Source organism: Starkeya nomas, from assembly GCF_902703545.1.
Taxonomy (GTDB): Bacteria; Pseudomonadota; Alphaproteobacteria; order Rhizobiales; family Xanthobacteraceae; genus Ancylobacter; species Ancylobacter moscoviensis.
The window spans coordinates 331,475-346,942 of record NZ_CACSAS010000001.1 but is presented as its reverse complement, the minus strand read 5'-3'; the positions used below and the strand labels follow the sequence as shown (position 1 = coordinate 346,942).

Here is a 15,468-nt window from a genome sequence, read left to right as displayed (position 1 = left end):
CCGCCGCCGCGCCGCAGGCGGTCCTCTCGGCCGACATGCGTCGCATGCTGGCAACGCCCGGCAATGACATCACCATCCCGAATTATTCCTCGGTGCTGCGCTCCGAGGACGAGACGCTGCTGGCCAAGGGCGGCGCGCGAGGCATCCGGCTCTATGACGAGGTGCGCCGCGACGGTCATGCTCTCGCCGTCCTCAACAAGCGCACCATGAAAGTGATCTCGCGCCCATGGGAGGTTCTACCGGCCTCAAAGCGTGCGGTCGATCGCAAGGCGGCCGACGTCGTCGAACGCCAGCTCAAACGGATCGGCTTTGACCGGCTGTGCCGCGACCTGCTCGGGGCCACGCTTTATGGCTATTCCGTCGCCGAGATCGAGTGGGCCGTGGGCGGCGGCGAGGTCTTCCCCGCGCGCGTCGTGCCGCACCAGCGCGCCCGCTTCGTCTTCGATCGCGATTGGCGTCCGCGCCTGCTCACCCGCGAGAACAGTTTCGAGGGGGAGGAACTGCCGGAGCGCAAGTTCATCGTGCACCGACATGATGCGGACGGCTCCGACCCCTATGGCCGGGGCCTCGGCCGGGTGCTGTTCTGGCATGTGCTGTTCAAGCGCGAAGGCGTCGGCTTCTGGTCGCACTTCCTGGAGAAGTACGCCTCACCCACGCCCGTCGCCAAGTATCCGTTCGGCACCCCACCCGACCAGCAGGACAAGCTGCTCAACCATCTGCTCGACCTGGTGCAGAAGGGCGCCCTGGTCGTGCCGATCGGCACGGATGTCGAATTTCTGGAGGCGGCGCGCTCGGGCGCGGCGACCTATGAGGAGTGGTGCCGTTTCTGGGACGAGCAGACCAGCGTCGCCGTGCTCGGCGAAACCCTGTCGACCAACCAACAGGGCCAGGGCGCCCGCGCCGCGAGCGAAACCCATAGCGAGGAATCGTCCGGGCTTGCCGATGCGGACGCCGACCTTTTGTCGGCCACCATCGCCGACCTGTCTCGCTGGATCACAGAATTTAATGTGCCCGGCGCCGAGCCGCCGGAGGTTTGGCGTCCCCGGCCGAAGAACGAGACGGCCGAGGAGGAACACCGCACCAAGAAGGCAGCTCGCCAGAAAAGCGAGATGGACAACCTCTTCGAGCTGGCGCGCAAGGGCTATCGGCCGGCGGCCGGTATCGAGGCCACCCTGGGCGAGATCACCGGCACGTCGGTGATCGCGGACGACGCGCTGAAACAGCAGTTCGCCCCACCGCCCGATCCTGCACGCGCAATGCTCGGCGGCACAGCATTGGACGCGGCTTTCGCCGCGCATGGCGATCACGGTGTCGGCGATATCGCCAACCTACTCGGCGATGCCGCGCAGCCGGCGATCGACGCCTGGCTGACGTCAGCCGGCGACGTGGTCGAGGCCGCGATCGCCGCCGGCGAGGATCTCGACGCCATAAAGGCACGCTTCCTTGCGATCTATCAGGATCTGGACATCACCCCGCTGGGCGAGATCCTGACGCCGGCTCTCACCCTGGCCGACCTGACAGGCCGGGCCGACGTGATCGACGAGACCAAATGAGATGAGCGTTGCCGCGCGCATCCTCGCGTCAATCCGGCCGGCCGCTCGCCCGCTCTCATTCCAGCGCCGGCGTCTGCCGCCCCGCACCGCCTTTGCCTCGGGCGACGATTTTCGCGTGCGGATGCAGGAGTCGATCGACTTCCATCGGCAAAAGGTGCGCCTGCCGACGCGCACCTGGCGCGATCTCGACGGCCGCGCGCATGATCGCGCCTTCGTGGTTGCCGGCGCGACGAAGGATGCGCTTCTGGCGGACCTGCACGGGGCGGTCGACGCGGCGATCGCCGAGGGCATCACGCCGGCGGAATTCCGCGATCGTTTTGAAGCGATCGTCGCCAAACATGGCTGGACGGGCTGGACCGGCGAGGACACCGCGGCCGGCCGGGCATGGCGCGCCCGTGTGATCTACGAGACCAATCTACGCACCGCCTATGCTGCCGGCCGCTATGCGCAGATGACGCACCCCGACCTGCTGAAGGTCCGGCCGTATTGGCAGTATCGCCATGGCGAGACCCGTACGCCGCGCAGCCCGCGTCAGCAGCACCTCGCCTGGCACGGCAAGGTTTGGCGTGCCGACGATCCGATCTGGCAGCGCATCTACCCTCCGAATGGCTGGTTCTGCTCCTGCGGTGTCCGGCCACTCTCCCGCCGCGATCTGACGCGCATGGACATCGCCGAGCCGGAGGCGGCGCCGCCTCTACCCACGCGCAAGGTGCGCGATCCCGCGACCGGCGACATGGTCGATGTCCCGGAAGGCGTCGGCTTTGGCTGGGATCACGCGCCCGGCCGCGACTGGTCCGAGGGACTTGTGCCGCGCGAGCTGCAGCAACCGCTCGACATATTGCCGGCCGGTGCGGAGCGTATGACGCCGCTCGACCTTCCTCCGCTGCCACCTCCCCGTCCCTTCGTTGTGCCGGAGTTGCCGACTGGTCTGCGAGATCAGGACTATGTGCGCGAGTTTCTTTCGGCCTTCGGCGCGGACATCGGCGCCCCGGTGGCATGGCGCGATCCGGCCGGCCATGTGGTTGCAATATCCGAGAGCTTGTTCCGGGACGCGGCGGGTGAGTGGAAGGTCAAGAAGGCCGGCCGCGAAACGCACCTCGCGCAACTCGCCGAAACGCTGACCGATCCCGACGAGATCTGGGTGTCCTGGGCGCGCCGCCTCGATGGCGGCGTGCAGCTCGTGCGCTCCTATCTCCGCCGCGCCGCAGGCGGTGGTGGTTTCAGCGCGTTTCACTGGACGTTGTCAGGCTGGCAGGGCGCCACAGTCTTTCCGCCGGCGCGTGCGTCTTATCTCGACAATCAGAGACGCGGCGCGCTGCTGTGGCGCCGCAGCGAGAGCGGGGCCGCCGCTCCGGCCCGCTCGGATCCATGACCCACTGAGCAGGATAGCGGCCCGCTGCAGCCATGAACCAATCCAGGGGAATATAGGCCATGCTCGGCGAAATCAAAATAGCGCTCGACGATGAGTCCGCCAAACGCGCGGCCAGCGTCCTCGGCCAGCTCGCGGATCGCACCGAGAACATCGAGGGCGGCCTGCGCAATGTCGGCGAGGCGCTACTGCGCACCCAGGACGAGCGGTTCGATACTGAATCCGATCCGCAGGGGCGCACCTGGGCGCCGCTGTCGCTCTCGACCGTCGTCCAGCGCGGCGGCAGCGGGCACATCCTTCAGGTGACGCGCCGTCTGCGCAGCTCCGGCGCCTATCAGATATCCGGCAACAGTCTGCGCGTCGGCATCAATGCGCCGCCCTACGACGTGGTGCATCAGTTCGGCTCAACGCATGAGATCCGCGCCAAGAACGCCCAGGCGCTGCGTGTGCCGGTGGTCGGCGCCGGCGGCGCGGGGTTCGCCTTCCTGAAGGCGGTCATCGTGACGATCCCCGCCCGACCCATCGTCGGCTTCGGTCCGAAGGACGAGGAGGCCGCCCGCGATGCGGTCGAGGAGTGGCTGGAGGTCGAGGGGATGAGCGATGAGTGAGACCTTTGCGACGATCGCGCAGGAAGGCTCTGGACGCTCCCGAGGCTAGCGAGATAGCCTGACGCGGCGCAAGGGCCGTCAGATAGGCGTCAGAAACGCCGCAAACGGCCATTGCCATCGGGGAGGATCTCCGCCCGCCGCCATCGGCGGCAGTCGCCCGGTGCGCCATGCTCTGGCGGCAGTCCCAGGGACATTGTCCCATCATATCCGTTTGCTGTCGCGGCTAGCGTCGCCAGCATGACGACAGCGACACCGCCTGCCACCCGCACCATCGAGGTTTTTCGACCCGGCACCCATGTCACCATGGGCGGCGAGGCGATCACCTTTTCGGCCGAGGATCTGCGTCGGCTCGCCGCGAACTATGACGCGGACGCCGCGCCGGCGCCCGTGGTGATCGGCCACCCCGCCGCCGATGCGCCGGCCTATGGTTGGGCCCGCTCCTTTTCGTTCGATGACCACGCGCAGCGTCTCACTGCCGAGATTGGTGACATCGTGCCCGCCTTCGCCGACGCGGTGCAGGCCAAGCGTTACCGCAAGGTCTCGCTCGCCTTCTTCCGCCCTGCCGAGCCGGCGAATCCGCAGCCCGGCACCTGGTATCCGCGCCACGTGGGGTTCCTCGGCGCGGCGGCCCCGGCCGTCACGGGGCTCAAGACCGTCTCGTTCGCTGCGGGTGACGTCGTTACCGTCGAATTCGCGGCGGGCACGCGCGAGGCCGCCGGTCTGTTCCGGCGGATGCGGGAATTCCTGATCGAGAAGTTCAGCCTGGAAGACGCTGACCGCGTGCTGCCGGATTACGAAATCCGCTGGCTCGACGAGGCCGCCCGCGAGCCGGAACGGGTCCCGGCCCCGACCTATGCCGCCCCCAATCCCGAGGATCCGACCATGACCAACCCCGCCCCGGCGCCCGCGCCGGTCGATTTCGCCGCGCGCGAGGCCGAGCTTTCCGCCCGCGAGAAGGCGCTTGCCGACGCAGAGCGACAGGCCACCCACGGCGCCAACGTCGCCTTTGCCGCCGAGCTGGCGCAGGCCGGCCGCGTGCTGCCGGCCCACCAGGATCGGCTTGTCGTCGTGCTGGATACGCTGGCCGGCGGCAGCAACGCACCCGTGGCCTTCGCGGCCGGTGAGGCTGCAATCGCTCCGGTAGATGCGCTGAAGGTGCTCCTGCGCGAGCTGCCGAAGGTCGTGCCCCTCGGCGGCATGCTTCCCAGCGACGCTCCCCAGGATGTTCCCTCCTTCGCGGCGCCATCCGACGGCCGCCTGTCCGTCGATGCCGACCGTCTCGGTGCGCACGCAAAGGCCCTCGCCTATCAGCGCGCCCATCCCGGCACCGGCTATCTCGACGCGGTGCGCGCCGTCGATCCCAACATCTGACCGGAGATCCTCACATGCCGCCGCACATGGGAAGCATCGAGACGCTCAAGGATACTGCCGTCCTCACCGGCACGGTAGCCGAGCGCCGCTTCATCACGCTCGCCAACGCCCAGGCCGGGCTCGATGGTGTCGTCAAAGGTATCTCCGCCATGGCCGGCGTTGCCGGCGACGCCATCCCGTACGTCGCTGTCGGAATCGTCGACATGATCGCTGGCGCCGAGATCGCCGCCCCCGGCCTCGTGGTGTCGGACGCCAATGGCCAGCCGATCGCCAAGGCGGCCAACGTCAATGTTGCTGGCCTCGCGCTGAACGCCGCCCCCATCGGGGGTCGCGTCCGCATCCTCATCCGCTGATCCACATCGCCGGCCCGACGCCGCGCTCTCCCGGAGACTTCCCATGTCCGCCATGAATAGCCGTCAGGCGCAGGTGATCGACCCTATCCTGACGACGCAAGCGCGCGGCTACACCAATGCCGAGTTTATCGCTCATCGCGTCCTGCCTTTCTCCGACATCCCGAACCGGTCGATGAGGGCGATCAAGTTCGGGAAGGAGAGCTTCCGCCGCTATAACACCCGCCGCGCGCCGGGCGCCGAAACTCAGCGCGTGCAGTTCGGCTACGCGGCCGATCCGGTGTCCATGAAGCAGGAGGCGCTTGAGGCGCTCGTGCCGGACGAGATCCGCGCCGACGCCAGTGGTGTGCCGGGTATCGATCTGGCCAGCATTTCCATCAATGCGGTCCAGGACATCATCGGGCTCGGCCGAGAGGCCGATACGGCGGCTCTCGTGCTGAACGCCGCGAACTACGACAACAACCACAAGCTCGCGCTGGCCGGCACCGACAAGTGGACGGACCCGGACAGCGATCCCGGCGCTGCGATCCGCGCGGCCCGTGAGAATATTCGCCGTTCGATCGGCCGATATCCGACCGTTCTTTCCATCGGCGCCGATGTGTTCGGCGGGCTGACGGCCCATCCCAAAGTCAAGGAGCAGTTCAAGTACACCAGCTCGGAGTCCGTCACTGCTGCCATGTTGGCCCGCTATTTCGACCTGGAAGAGGTCATCGTCGGCAAAGCGGTGGTGCTGTCCGACACCGCTGCCGACACCGACCTCGCCGACGATGTCTGGGGTCACGACGCGCTCCTGTTCTATCGCGCGCCGGCTGGTTCCAATTTCATGATCCCTGCCTTCGGCTACACCTATCGGCTGTCGGGCTATCCGCTGGTCGAGCAGCCCTACTACGAACGGAGCCGCAAGAGCTGGATCTATCCGATCACGGAGGAGTTCCAGCCCCAGCTCACCGGGTCCGAAGGTGGTTTCCTGTTCAAGGGCGCTGCGTGATGGCGAAGCGCGCGACGCCCGTGAAGGCGGCCGGAAAGGCGAAGCCGGCCGCCACCAATACCCCCCCGAGCGAAAAGTCCGGGCCGGTGGACGAGACTTTGTCGTCCACCGGCCGGGGCGAGGCCCTGGTCGGGGAAACCTTGGCCCCGCAGCAGGCGCAGGATGCGCCGGGGCAGCAGGCGCAGCCGGCACCCGTCGAGGGAGCCCCGGCGTCGGTCAATCCGGACGGCAGTCATGCTGATGGTGACGGTCCGGTGCGCGACGCGCCGGAAGCCGGTCAGGTGACGGAGGTTGGCTCGGCTGCAGCCGCCTCCGTCACCGCCTCCCATCCCGCCGGCGCGCTCATCGATGAGGCCCGCGTCGCACGCGGCCCGACCGATGACGCGCCCAAGATCCGAGCGCCCGACGAGCCGATCCGGCTGACGTATCCGGTCCTGTCTCCGCTGCGCCGTGACGGCCAGCGCTACAGCCCGGACGATCCCGACACCAACACGATCGAGCTGACCGAGGCCGAGGCGGAAACGCTGATCGCCATCGGCGTACTCGGCGAGACCATCAGTTGAGCGTCAGAACATGACTGCCACCCCGAAATATCTGACGGTGCCGGAGTTCGTCGCCCGCCTGGGCGATGAGGCCGAGCAGCTCGCCGGCACCGGCCTGCGCGATGCGCGGGTGATCGACGAGGCGCGCCTCGCCGACCCGCTCGTGCACGCGGACGGGGTGATCGACGGTTATGTCCGCGCCCGCTACCCCCGCGCCTTCGTGGTGCCCGAGGTGCTCAAGGGCATCGCGCATGACATCGCCCGCTACCGCCTGCGGGCGAAGGGCGGCCAGCAGACCGCGATGACGGACGCCATCAAGGAGCAATATGACGAGGCGATGCGCCAGCTGCGCGACATCGCTTCGGGCAAGCTCACCCTCGATGTCGACGGCGACGGCTCCCAGCCGGAGGTCGGCACCGTCGCCGAGGCCATGGGCGGCTCGATGCCTCCCGACCGCATGAGCGGCGTGTTGGAGGGCTGGCGATGAACATGATCACCGCCATCGAGGACGCGATGCTCGCGGCACTGAAAGACCAGCTGCCGCGCACCATCACGCGCATCGATGTATTTCCGGACGATCCCGAGGCGTTCGACTTCCCCGAGGCCGACACCGCCGCCTGCTTCCTGCGCTACGACCGCTCGACCTATGCCGGCTCCGACAGCGAGCCGCGCCGGGCCTATGCGCCCACACGCGCGCTCACCTACGAGGTCGTCGTCCTGGTGCGCTCACTGCGCGGCGCCGATGGCGGGCGGATCGGCGCCCATGACGCGCTGGAGGCCGTGCGCCTGGCGTTCCAGGGCAGGTCCTTCGCCGGCGGCACCGCGATGGTGCCGGCCGGCGACGAGTTGCAGCAGCAGAAGGGCAGCGTCTGGCGCTGGGCCATGCGCTTCACCTGTCGCATGCCAGCAGTTGCCCGTTCCGTCGCCGATGACGGCGACCGTCCCAACATGTTCACCCGAGCGGAGGCGTCATGAGCCAGCAGAGTTTCATTTGGCGCGGGCCGGCCCAGGCCGTGACGCTCCACGACGCCGCCGGCGCCGTCGCCTGGGAGGGCTCGCTCGTGCCGGGTCGCGAGGCTACGGGTCTGCCACCCGATCACCCGTTCGTCGTCGGCTGGATCGACCAGAAGCTGCTCGTCGCCGCCGATATTGAAGCCGCCGGTGAGACCGGCCAACGCCGCAAGCGCGGCCAGCAGGAGAGCTGATCATGGCCGACAACTACCACCACGGTCCCGAGATCGTCGAACACCTGGAGGGCAATAGCGTTGTCCGCGAGGTCAAGTCGGCCGTTACCTTCGTCGTCGGCACGGCGCCCATCCAGGACATCTATGCCACGGCGGGAGACCGCGCGCAGGCGATCAACAAGCGCATCGTCATCCGCCGTCGCGAGCAGATCGCCGAGTTGCTCGGCCCGCGCAAGGCCGGCTATTCGCTGCCCGAGGCCATCGAGTCGATGTTCAACAAGGTGCAGTCTGGCAAGGGCGGCGGCACCATCGTGGCGGTGAACGTCTTCGATCCGGACACGCACAAAGAAGGCACGATGCCGGATCCGACGAAGGTGACGGCGGCGGATGTAGTCGGCACGTACAGTGCCGGTGGCGTCGCCTCGGGCTTCAAGCTCGCGCGCGGCATGTTCAACACCCTCGGCTATTTTCCGAAGATCCTGGCAGCGCCGCGCTTCACGACGCTCGCCGGCGTGCGCGCCGAAATGGAGGTCCAGGCCAACGACCTCTCGGCCGTCTATATCGCCGATCTTCCGGCCGGCCTCACGGTACAGCAGGCGGTTGAGGCGCGTGGCGCAACTGGCTCGCATAACACCTCGTCGATGCGGGCGATCCTGACCTATCCGCACCTCAAGGCGTACGACCCGGTCATCGATGACGTGGCGGTGCAGCCCTATTCGCAACACCTCGCCGGCATGATGATCGCCAGCGATCTCTCCTACGGCTACCACTACTCGCCGTCCAACCGTCAGATGGGCGACGTGCTCGGCTTGGAGCGCGACCTGGAGTTCATCCCTGGCCGCTATGACAGTGACCAGAATGCGCTGAACGAGGCCGGCATTTTTACCGCGATGAACTATTTCGGCTCCGGCTATCGCACCTGGGGAAACCGCACCGCCGGCTTCCCGACCATGACGACGGCGCACCAGTTCATCCATGTACGCCGCGTGCTCGATATGATCCACGAGGCGGCCCTCTACTACCTCATGGACAAGATCGACCGGCCGGCGACGAAGAACTTCCTCGACGACGTCGAGGAGGATGTCGACGCCTTCCTGCGCAAGAAGGAGGGCGAAGGCGCGCTCTATGGCGGCCGATTCCGCTTCGACCGCACGAAGACCACCTCGCGGGACGCGACGGACGGCCGCTTCTACTACCGGCTCGACTGCATGCCGGTCGGCGTGACCGAGCGCCTGACGGTCGACAGCTATCTCGACATCTCCTTCGCGCAGACCGCCCTCGGCCTGACCTCGTGACCCTCTGACGCGGCGGGCCGGAGCGGCCGCCAGATGGAGTGACTCATGGACCCGATCAAGATCGGCCATATCAGCAATGCCGACCTGTACCTCAACAACAACCGGCTGATCGGCCGGGTGAAGGAGTTCGATCCGGGCGATTTCACGACCAAGGTCATCTCGCACGAAGCGCTGGGCATGATCGGCGTGATTGAGATCCCCGCGCGCGGCATCGAGGCCATCGAAAGCTCGATCACCTTCGACTTCCTCGACCAGGACGTCGAGCGACTGGTGATCAACCCCACGGTGGTGCATCGCTGGGCCATGCACTCCTATATCGACGTGTTCGACGCCAACGGCCTGGTGCGGGAATCCAGTCACCGGCTCATCACCACCGTCGGCGTGCAGTTCGTCGGCCGCTCGTCCTTCGGCCACACGCTGGGTGAGATGCTCAATCACGAGCTGGAGTGCCGGACCCAGACGATCACGCAGAAGGTCAGCACCTCCGACGTGCCGATCATCGAGTACGACCCATTCGCCGGCGTCTACCGCATCAACGGCGAAAACGTCTGGCCGGATTGATCGCCATGGACATCCCCAACGACCAGTCCCTCTCTGACGCTGCTGCCGGCTTCGCCAAGGAGCAGCTCAAATCCTTCATCGAGCGCGTCGAACGCCTGGAGGAGGAGAAGGCAACCATCGCCGAGGACATCAAGGGCGTCTTCGCCGAGGCCAAGGGCACCGGCTTCGACGTCACCGCCCTGCGCGAGATCCTGCGCATCCGCAAGCAGGACGCCGACCAGCGCGCCGAGCACGAGGCCATCGTCGATCTCTATCTCCAGGCGCTGGGGATGGTGGGCTGACCATGCGCGAAGTCGCCACCGTTCATCTGAATGTGCCGATCGCGCAGCCGAATGGCCAGCGCGAGCATCGTGGGTACATCGACCGCCACGACGAGCGCGGCGTGTGGATCAACGATAGGGAGGACGGACGCGGCGCCTGCACATTCTATCCCGTCGACCGCATCGCGCGGATCGACTTCAACACTGGCTGGCGCTGAGCCCGGCCAATAAGGAGCCGCCCATGTCCTTCCCTACCCGTTTGCACACCCTTTCCCGCTCCAAGGTCGTCGTCACCATCCCGGCCGACTGGCATGTCTCCGATACGCAGGCCAGCCAGCGCTACGGCAAGGGCGATGTCGTGAAGACCCAGGCGGCGCTGCTTCAGCGCGTATGCCTGTTCAACGGCGAGAAATGGCCGATCGACGACATCCAGACGAAGATCACCGGCAAGGACTACACCGAACTGCTCGGCGAACTGTACAGCGATGAGGAAGCCGAGGGCGCCGAGGGAAACGGCTGATCCCGCACGAGCGGGACATCCACTTCCTGGTTGGGCGGGGCTGGCCTCCGGCTGACCTCATGGCGATGACGCCGGGCGAATTCGACGCGACGCTCCAGACGGCGATCGCGATCGTCAAGGACGAGGGGAAGGCCGCGAAGGATGCGGCCCGCGCCAGCAAAACCCGGCGGTAGCCTGACAAGGAGGAGCTGACCCATGCGCGTCTCACTGCTCCTCGAAGCGCAGGACAAGGCCAGCCGCGCCATCCGCGCGGCACAGAAGTCCGTTGCAGGGTTTAACCAGGCGGCGGTTGCTGGCGCGGAGAAGGCGGCGAAGGCAACAGCGAAAGCCGCCGCAGCTCAGGAAAAGGTCGAAAGGGCGGCGCGAGCGGCCGGCAAGGCCGCTGCTGCGGGCGCGTCGGCGGGGCTCGCAGCACAATCCCGCCAGGAGCGCATTCTCGCCCGCGTCGGTCGCGCGCAGGAGTTGATGGCACGCGGCGCGCGGCGTGCGGGCGAAATGTCGCGATCTGCGGCCGCTCTGGCGGAGCGGGGGTGGCAGAGGGCGCTCACAGCAATCACCAATTACGCACGGCGCCAGGGCGAGCTGATCGTCAAGGGTGGCGGCATGATGGGTGCCGGCGCTGCCAAGGCGTGGGAGGGAGCGAAAGGCGCCGGCCGCGTTGCCGCCGGCGTCGCCACCGGGGCAGGAGTGCTCGGCGTCGCGGGCGGGTTGCTGATGAACCAGCTCGTCACACCGGCGGCCGAATTCGAGCGATACAGCGCCGTTCTGGAAACGATCGAGGGGTCGGCCGCCGGCGCGTCCAAGTCGATGGACTGGATCAGCGCCTTCGCGACAAAGACGCCCTACGATCTGAGCGGCGTCACCGAAGCCTTCGTGAAGATGCGAGCCTATGGGCTGCAGCCCATGAACGGTTCGCTCAGGACGCTCGGCGATACGGCGGCAGCGATGGATAAGCCGCTGATCCAGGCGGTCGAGGCCATTGCGGATGCGGTGACCGGGGAGAACGAGCGCCTGAAGGAGTTCGGCGTCAAGGCGAGCGCCAAAGGCAAGTACTTCGAGTATGCATTCACCGACAAGAACCGTCAGCAGCGCGTAGTCAAGGCGCTGGCCAGCGACCGGGCAGCCATCGAGAAGGCGCTGCTCTGGATCTTTGACAACAAATACGCCGGGGCCATGGACCGACTGTCCCAGACATGGGGCGGCATGACCTCAAATCTCGGCGATGTTTGGCAGCGCGTCTCCCTCATGATCATGGACGCCGGTCTGTTCGACTGGATGAAGGGACGGCTGGGCGATGTTCTTGGCGCGGTCGACCGGATGGCGGCCGATGGTTCGCTCCAGGCGTGGGCGAAGGACATCTCCACTACGCTCATCGCCACGCTTTCCAAGGGGTGGGAAGTGGCCAAAGGGTTGGCTGCTGCCGTTGGAACGGTTGCCCAGGGCGCGGAGCGGGTGGCGTCCGCCATCGGCGGCTGGGAGAACTTCTCCTACCTGCTGATCGCCGCGGCCTTTGCCCAGCCGATTTACTACCTGGCCAGCGGCCTGTTCCTCATGGCGCGTGGCGCATGGGTGGCGAGCTTCGCACTTCTCCGGGTGCTCGCGATCCTCTCCGTTTCCACGACCATGTGGGCGTTCTCAGCCGCGACACGCGCCGCCGCCGGCGCTGTCATGCTGCTCGGCCGCTCGCTGATTTTCCTCGGCGTCGGCTCCATTCGCGGCGCCATCCTCGGCATCGCCCTTCTCGCGCGCGGCCTGGTCGGCCTGCCGGGGCTGCTGATCCGCGCCGCCCTTGCCACCAAGGCACTGGCACTCGCCTCGCTACGCCTGCCGAGCCTGTTGCTCGGCGCGGCGCGCGGTATCGCAGCCATGGCGATGGCAGGGCTGCGCAGCCTGCCGGCTTTGCTGGCGGGCATGGCGCGCGGCGTGCTGGTTCTGGCCGGCGCCGGGCTCAGGGCACTGCCGGGGCTGTTGCTGGCGGCAGCGCGGGGCATGGCGGTGTTCGGTGCGTCGATGATGGCGACGCCCGTCGGCTGGATCGTCGCCGGCGTCGCCGCCATAGCGGCGGCCGCCTATCTCATCTACCAGAACTGGGACAGCATCGGGCCCTGGCTCGCGGAGAAGTGGGCGCAGGTCAAACAAGTTTTCGCCGACGCATGGAATGCGCTGGCCGGCTTCGATTGGTCCTCGCTCTTGCCCGATTGGTCCTCGTGGCTGCCGGACTGGAGCTGGTCGAGCATCATTCCGGCGATCACCTTGCCGTCCTTCGATTGGTCGAGCCTGCTGCCGGACTGGAACTGGTCGAGCATCATTCCGTCCCTTCCGGACTTTTCCTCGTGGTTCGGGGGCGGCGCCAGCGCTCCAGTTGCCGCCGGCGCCGTGGGCGGCGCTCAGGATATGCAGCAGCTGGCGGCCCAGGCCGAGGCCGCTCAGCGGCTGATCGCGGGCATAGCCCCGGCGGCGCAGGCGGCGGTGCAGGCCGCCTCGTCCGTGCTCTCCGGCGCGAGCTTCCACAGTCACGGCGTCGCTCTGATGGCGACGCTGGCGGCCGGCATCCGCGCCGGTGCCGGCGCTGCTGTGAGCGCCGTCCAGGGCGTCACGCAGCAGATGCGTGACTATCTCCCGCACTCGCCAGCCAAGGTCGGCCCGCTGTCGGATCTGGACCGCGTGCGGTTTTCCGAGACACTGGCCTCGGCAATCCGGCCGGGACCGGCGGTAACGGCGGCGCGATCGGTCGCCGCCGGCATGCGCGGCGCGCTTTCCGATATGGCGCCCCGCTCGGCCGGCCTACCGATCGGCATGGCGGGTGCCGGCGCGGGCGGCTCGGGCGGCGCGGCAACCGTACAGGTGAGCTACGCGCCGTCGATCGCCATTCCGGCCGGCACGCCCGCGCAGCAGTCGCAGTCCTTTGCCCAGCAGCTTCGGGACCATGCCGACGAGCTGGCGCGCCTGGTGGACGAAGCGCTGCGCCGCCGCCAGCGCAAGGAGTACTGACATGCGGATCTGGCTCGGCGATATCGAAATCGGCGTGGGGACGGGGCGTGGCGCGCTCACCGGCCCGACCGCACTTTCCGAAGAATATGCCAATTCCTACGCTCGCCACGACGTGCTGCGCGGCAAGCCCGTGCTCCAGTATATCGGCCAGGAGCTGGACACGCGCGAGTTCACCTTCTTCTTCGACGAGGGCTTCTGCTCGCCGGAGGCGCAATGGGCGCTGTTGTTCGCGGCCTATTCCGCGCAGACGGCCCTGCCGCTGATCGCGGGCGGACCTTTCAACGGCCGCCACTTCGTCGTCGAGAAGCTCGGCCGCACGGTGTTGAAAACCTCGCGATCGGGCGGGCGCGTCGTGCGGCTGGACTCGACCATGTCGCTGCTGGAGGCGCCGATCCCGGATCTGCTCTCCGCCGGCCTGTCCAGCGCGGTACGCACCGCCTCGGCGCTTGGCTCCGTGGCGGGCAAGGCATTGGCGCGGCGATGAGCGAGCATCTTCTTCATCGCACGACGGCCGGCGAGCGATGGGACCTCCTGGCCTTTCGCTACTATGGCGATGTCGCGCGCCAGGGCGAGCTGATTGCAGCCAATCGCGATCTGTTCCTACAGGATTTGCGCATCCCGGCCATCCTGCCGGCCGGGCTCGTTCTGCAGATCCCCATTCGCGAGCAGACCAGCACGACCGTCACCACGCGTCCACCCTGGAAAAGGTGAGCCATGGCACCGCGCGCACCTTCCTTCAAGCTGACCTACGAGGGCCGGGATATCACCGCCGAGTTCTCTCAGTGGCCGACCGATATCACCTACACCGACCACCATCACGGCCAGGCTGACGAGGTGTCTGTCACGGTGCATAATTCCAACGGCGCATGGCTCGATATCTGGGAGCCGCAGGATGGCGACGTCTTTACGCTCGACTATGGCTATGAGGACGCGCCGCTGGAGCCGGCCGGCGAGTTCACGGTCGACGAGAGTGGCGCCGATGGTGACGCCAATGGCGACACGGTCGACTTCAAGGGGCTGTCGGCGCCCAAAACCAAGGAACTGCGCACCGAGAAGCACAAGGCTTATGAGAAGCAGTCACTCTCGGAAATCGTCGGCAAGATCGCGGACGAGCACGGATTCCAGCTCGAAGGCGAGATCGAGGATCTCGACTATGAGCGCATCACCCAGAACGGCGAGCGCGACCTCGCCTTCCTGAAGCGGTTGGCGGAGGAGACGGGCCATTTCTTCACGGTGAAAGGGCAGAAGCTCGTCTTCACCTCCCGCAATGCCCTTCGCTCGGCCGAGCCGGTGCGCACCTTCGATCGAGTGGCCGATTTTCGCCAGACATTGACGCGCTACACCCTGCGCAACGCGGACCACGTCGCGGCGACCAAGGCAGAAGTGCGCTACCTGCACCCACGCCGCAAGAAGGTGATCAAGGGTGACGCCTCCTCGGCCGAGGACCTGGGGTTGGCGACCAACTCCGGCGACGTCGTGAAGCTGGACGTGCGTGTCGAGTCCGAGGAGCAGGCCGAGCGGCTGGCCAAATCCAAGCTCGACCAGAAGAACAGCCCGAAATATTCCGGCACACTCGACATGGTCGGAGATCCGACCATCGTCGCCGGAGTAGTCATTGGCCTGACCTCCTTCGGCGCCAAGTCCGGCACGTACCTCGTCACCAAGTCGACCCATGCCATGCGCCGATCCGGCTACACGACATCGATCGATATCGAGGGCCTGACCGACAAGCAGGCGTCGGACGGCAAGGCTGCAAGCTCCTCCTCCAAGACGAAGAAGAGCGGGGCTTCGGCGTCCGGCGCGGCCGGCAGCGGTACGGGAAACCCAGCCAGCCTCGGTGTCATGGGCGCCGATGGCGTCATCCGGCCGGAGTAGA

19 protein-coding genes are annotated in these 15,468 nt (G+C 67.2%); all 19 read left to right on the top strand.

Annotation, left to right across the window (positions count from 1 at the left end):
• The first annotated feature begins 44 nt into the window (after window positions 1–44).
• The 19 genes from STARVERO_RS01690 to STARVERO_RS01600 all read left to right on the top strand — a co-directional run bounded on the left by STARVERO_RS01690 (window position 45) and on the right by STARVERO_RS01600 (window position 15,467).
• Window positions 45–1,553 (top strand): DUF935 domain-containing protein, encoded by a 1,509-nt coding sequence (locus tag STARVERO_RS01690; protein ID WP_159597684.1) that lies wholly within the window; start codon window positions 45–47, stop codon window positions 1,551–1,553.
• 1 nt (window position 1,554) lies between these two features.
• Window positions 1,555–2,925, top strand: coding sequence for a PBECR2 nuclease fold domain-containing protein (locus STARVERO_RS01685; protein WP_159597683.1), 1,371 nt, complete (start codon window positions 1,555–1,557; stop codon window positions 2,923–2,925).
• Between the two features lie 59 nt (window positions 2,926–2,984).
• Window positions 2,985–3,530 carry a phage virion morphogenesis protein gene (locus STARVERO_RS01680; RefSeq protein WP_159597682.1) on the top strand — a complete coding sequence of 182 codons (546 nt, stop codon included), beginning with the start codon at window positions 2,985–2,987 and terminating at the stop codon, window positions 3,528–3,530.
• 237 nt (window positions 3,531–3,767) lie between these two features.
• On the top strand, window positions 3,768–4,901 hold the full coding sequence (locus tag STARVERO_RS01675; RefSeq protein ID WP_159597681.1) for a hypothetical protein: 1,134 nt from the start codon (window positions 3,768–3,770) through the stop codon (window positions 4,899–4,901).
• A 14-nt stretch (window positions 4,902–4,915) separates the two neighbouring features.
• Entirely contained in the window at window positions 4,916–5,254 is a 339-nt protein-coding gene (locus tag STARVERO_RS01670; RefSeq protein ID WP_159597680.1) for a DUF2190 family protein, read from the top strand.
• Window positions 5,255–5,297: 43 nt separating this feature from the next.
• Window positions 5,298–6,239 carry a major capsid protein gene (locus STARVERO_RS01665; RefSeq protein WP_159597679.1) on the top strand — a complete coding sequence of 314 codons (942 nt, stop codon included), beginning with the start codon at window positions 5,298–5,300 and terminating at the stop codon, window positions 6,237–6,239.
• Window positions 6,239–6,802: a hypothetical protein gene (locus STARVERO_RS01660; RefSeq protein WP_159597678.1), complete on the top strand. Its 564-nt coding sequence runs from the start codon at window positions 6,239–6,241 to the stop codon at window positions 6,800–6,802. The genes STARVERO_RS01665 and STARVERO_RS01660 overlap by 1 nt, the downstream gene beginning before the upstream one ends.
• Window positions 6,803–6,812: 10 nt before the next feature.
• On the top strand, window positions 6,813–7,268 hold the full coding sequence (locus STARVERO_RS01655) for a DUF1320 domain-containing protein (protein WP_159597677.1): 456 nt from the start codon (window positions 6,813–6,815) through the stop codon (window positions 7,266–7,268).
• Window positions 7,265–7,756 carry a Gp37 family protein gene (locus STARVERO_RS01650; RefSeq protein WP_159597676.1) on the top strand — a complete coding sequence of 164 codons (492 nt, stop codon included), beginning with the start codon at window positions 7,265–7,267 and terminating at the stop codon, window positions 7,754–7,756. Before STARVERO_RS01655 ends, STARVERO_RS01650 begins: the two co-directional genes overlap by 4 nt.
• A complete protein-coding gene (locus STARVERO_RS01645; RefSeq protein WP_159597675.1) occupies window positions 7,753–7,986 on the top strand; it encodes a hypothetical protein in 234 nt (77 codons plus the stop codon). Before STARVERO_RS01650 ends, STARVERO_RS01645 begins: the two co-directional genes overlap by 4 nt.
• Before the next feature lie 2 nt (window positions 7,987–7,988).
• Entirely contained in the window at window positions 7,989–9,260 is a 1,272-nt protein-coding gene (locus STARVERO_RS01640) for a phage tail sheath family protein (RefSeq protein WP_159597674.1), read from the top strand.
• A gap of 45 nt (window positions 9,261–9,305) precedes the next feature.
• Window positions 9,306–9,821, top strand: a complete 516-nt coding sequence (locus tag STARVERO_RS01635; protein ID WP_159597673.1) for a phage major tail tube protein — start codon at window positions 9,306–9,308, stop codon at window positions 9,819–9,821.
• A gap of 5 nt (window positions 9,822–9,826) precedes the next feature.
• Window positions 9,827–10,102, top strand: coding sequence for a DUF2312 domain-containing protein (locus STARVERO_RS01630; protein WP_159597672.1), 276 nt, complete (start codon window positions 9,827–9,829; stop codon window positions 10,100–10,102).
• 2 nt (window positions 10,103–10,104) lie between these two features.
• The gene (locus STARVERO_RS01625; protein WP_159597671.1) at window positions 10,105–10,299 is read left to right on the top strand and encodes a hypothetical protein; all 195 of its coding nucleotides are present in this window, start codon (window positions 10,105–10,107) and stop codon (window positions 10,297–10,299) included.
• A gap of 23 nt (window positions 10,300–10,322) precedes the next feature.
• Window positions 10,323–10,601 carry a hypothetical protein gene (locus tag STARVERO_RS01620; protein ID WP_159597670.1) on the top strand — a complete coding sequence of 93 codons (279 nt, stop codon included), beginning with the start codon at window positions 10,323–10,325 and terminating at the stop codon, window positions 10,599–10,601.
• 195 nt (window positions 10,602–10,796) lie between these two features.
• The gene (locus STARVERO_RS01615) at window positions 10,797–13,592 is read left to right on the top strand and encodes a tape measure protein (RefSeq protein ID WP_159597669.1); all 2,796 of its coding nucleotides are present in this window, start codon (window positions 10,797–10,799) and stop codon (window positions 13,590–13,592) included.
• Window position 13,593: 1 nt separating this feature from the next.
• Window positions 13,594–14,076 (top strand): phage tail protein, encoded by a 483-nt coding sequence (locus STARVERO_RS01610; RefSeq protein WP_159597668.1) that lies wholly within the window; start codon window positions 13,594–13,596, stop codon window positions 14,074–14,076.
• Window positions 14,073–14,303, top strand: a complete 231-nt coding sequence (locus tag STARVERO_RS01605; protein ID WP_159597667.1) for a tail protein X — start codon at window positions 14,073–14,075, stop codon at window positions 14,301–14,303. Before STARVERO_RS01610 ends, STARVERO_RS01605 begins: the two co-directional genes overlap by 4 nt.
• A 3-nt stretch (window positions 14,304–14,306) precedes the next feature.
• Window positions 14,307–15,467 carry a phage late control D family protein gene (locus STARVERO_RS01600; protein ID WP_159597666.1) on the top strand — a complete coding sequence of 387 codons (1,161 nt, stop codon included), beginning with the start codon at window positions 14,307–14,309 and terminating at the stop codon, window positions 15,465–15,467.
• The last annotated feature ends 1 nt before the right edge of the window (window position 15,468 follow it).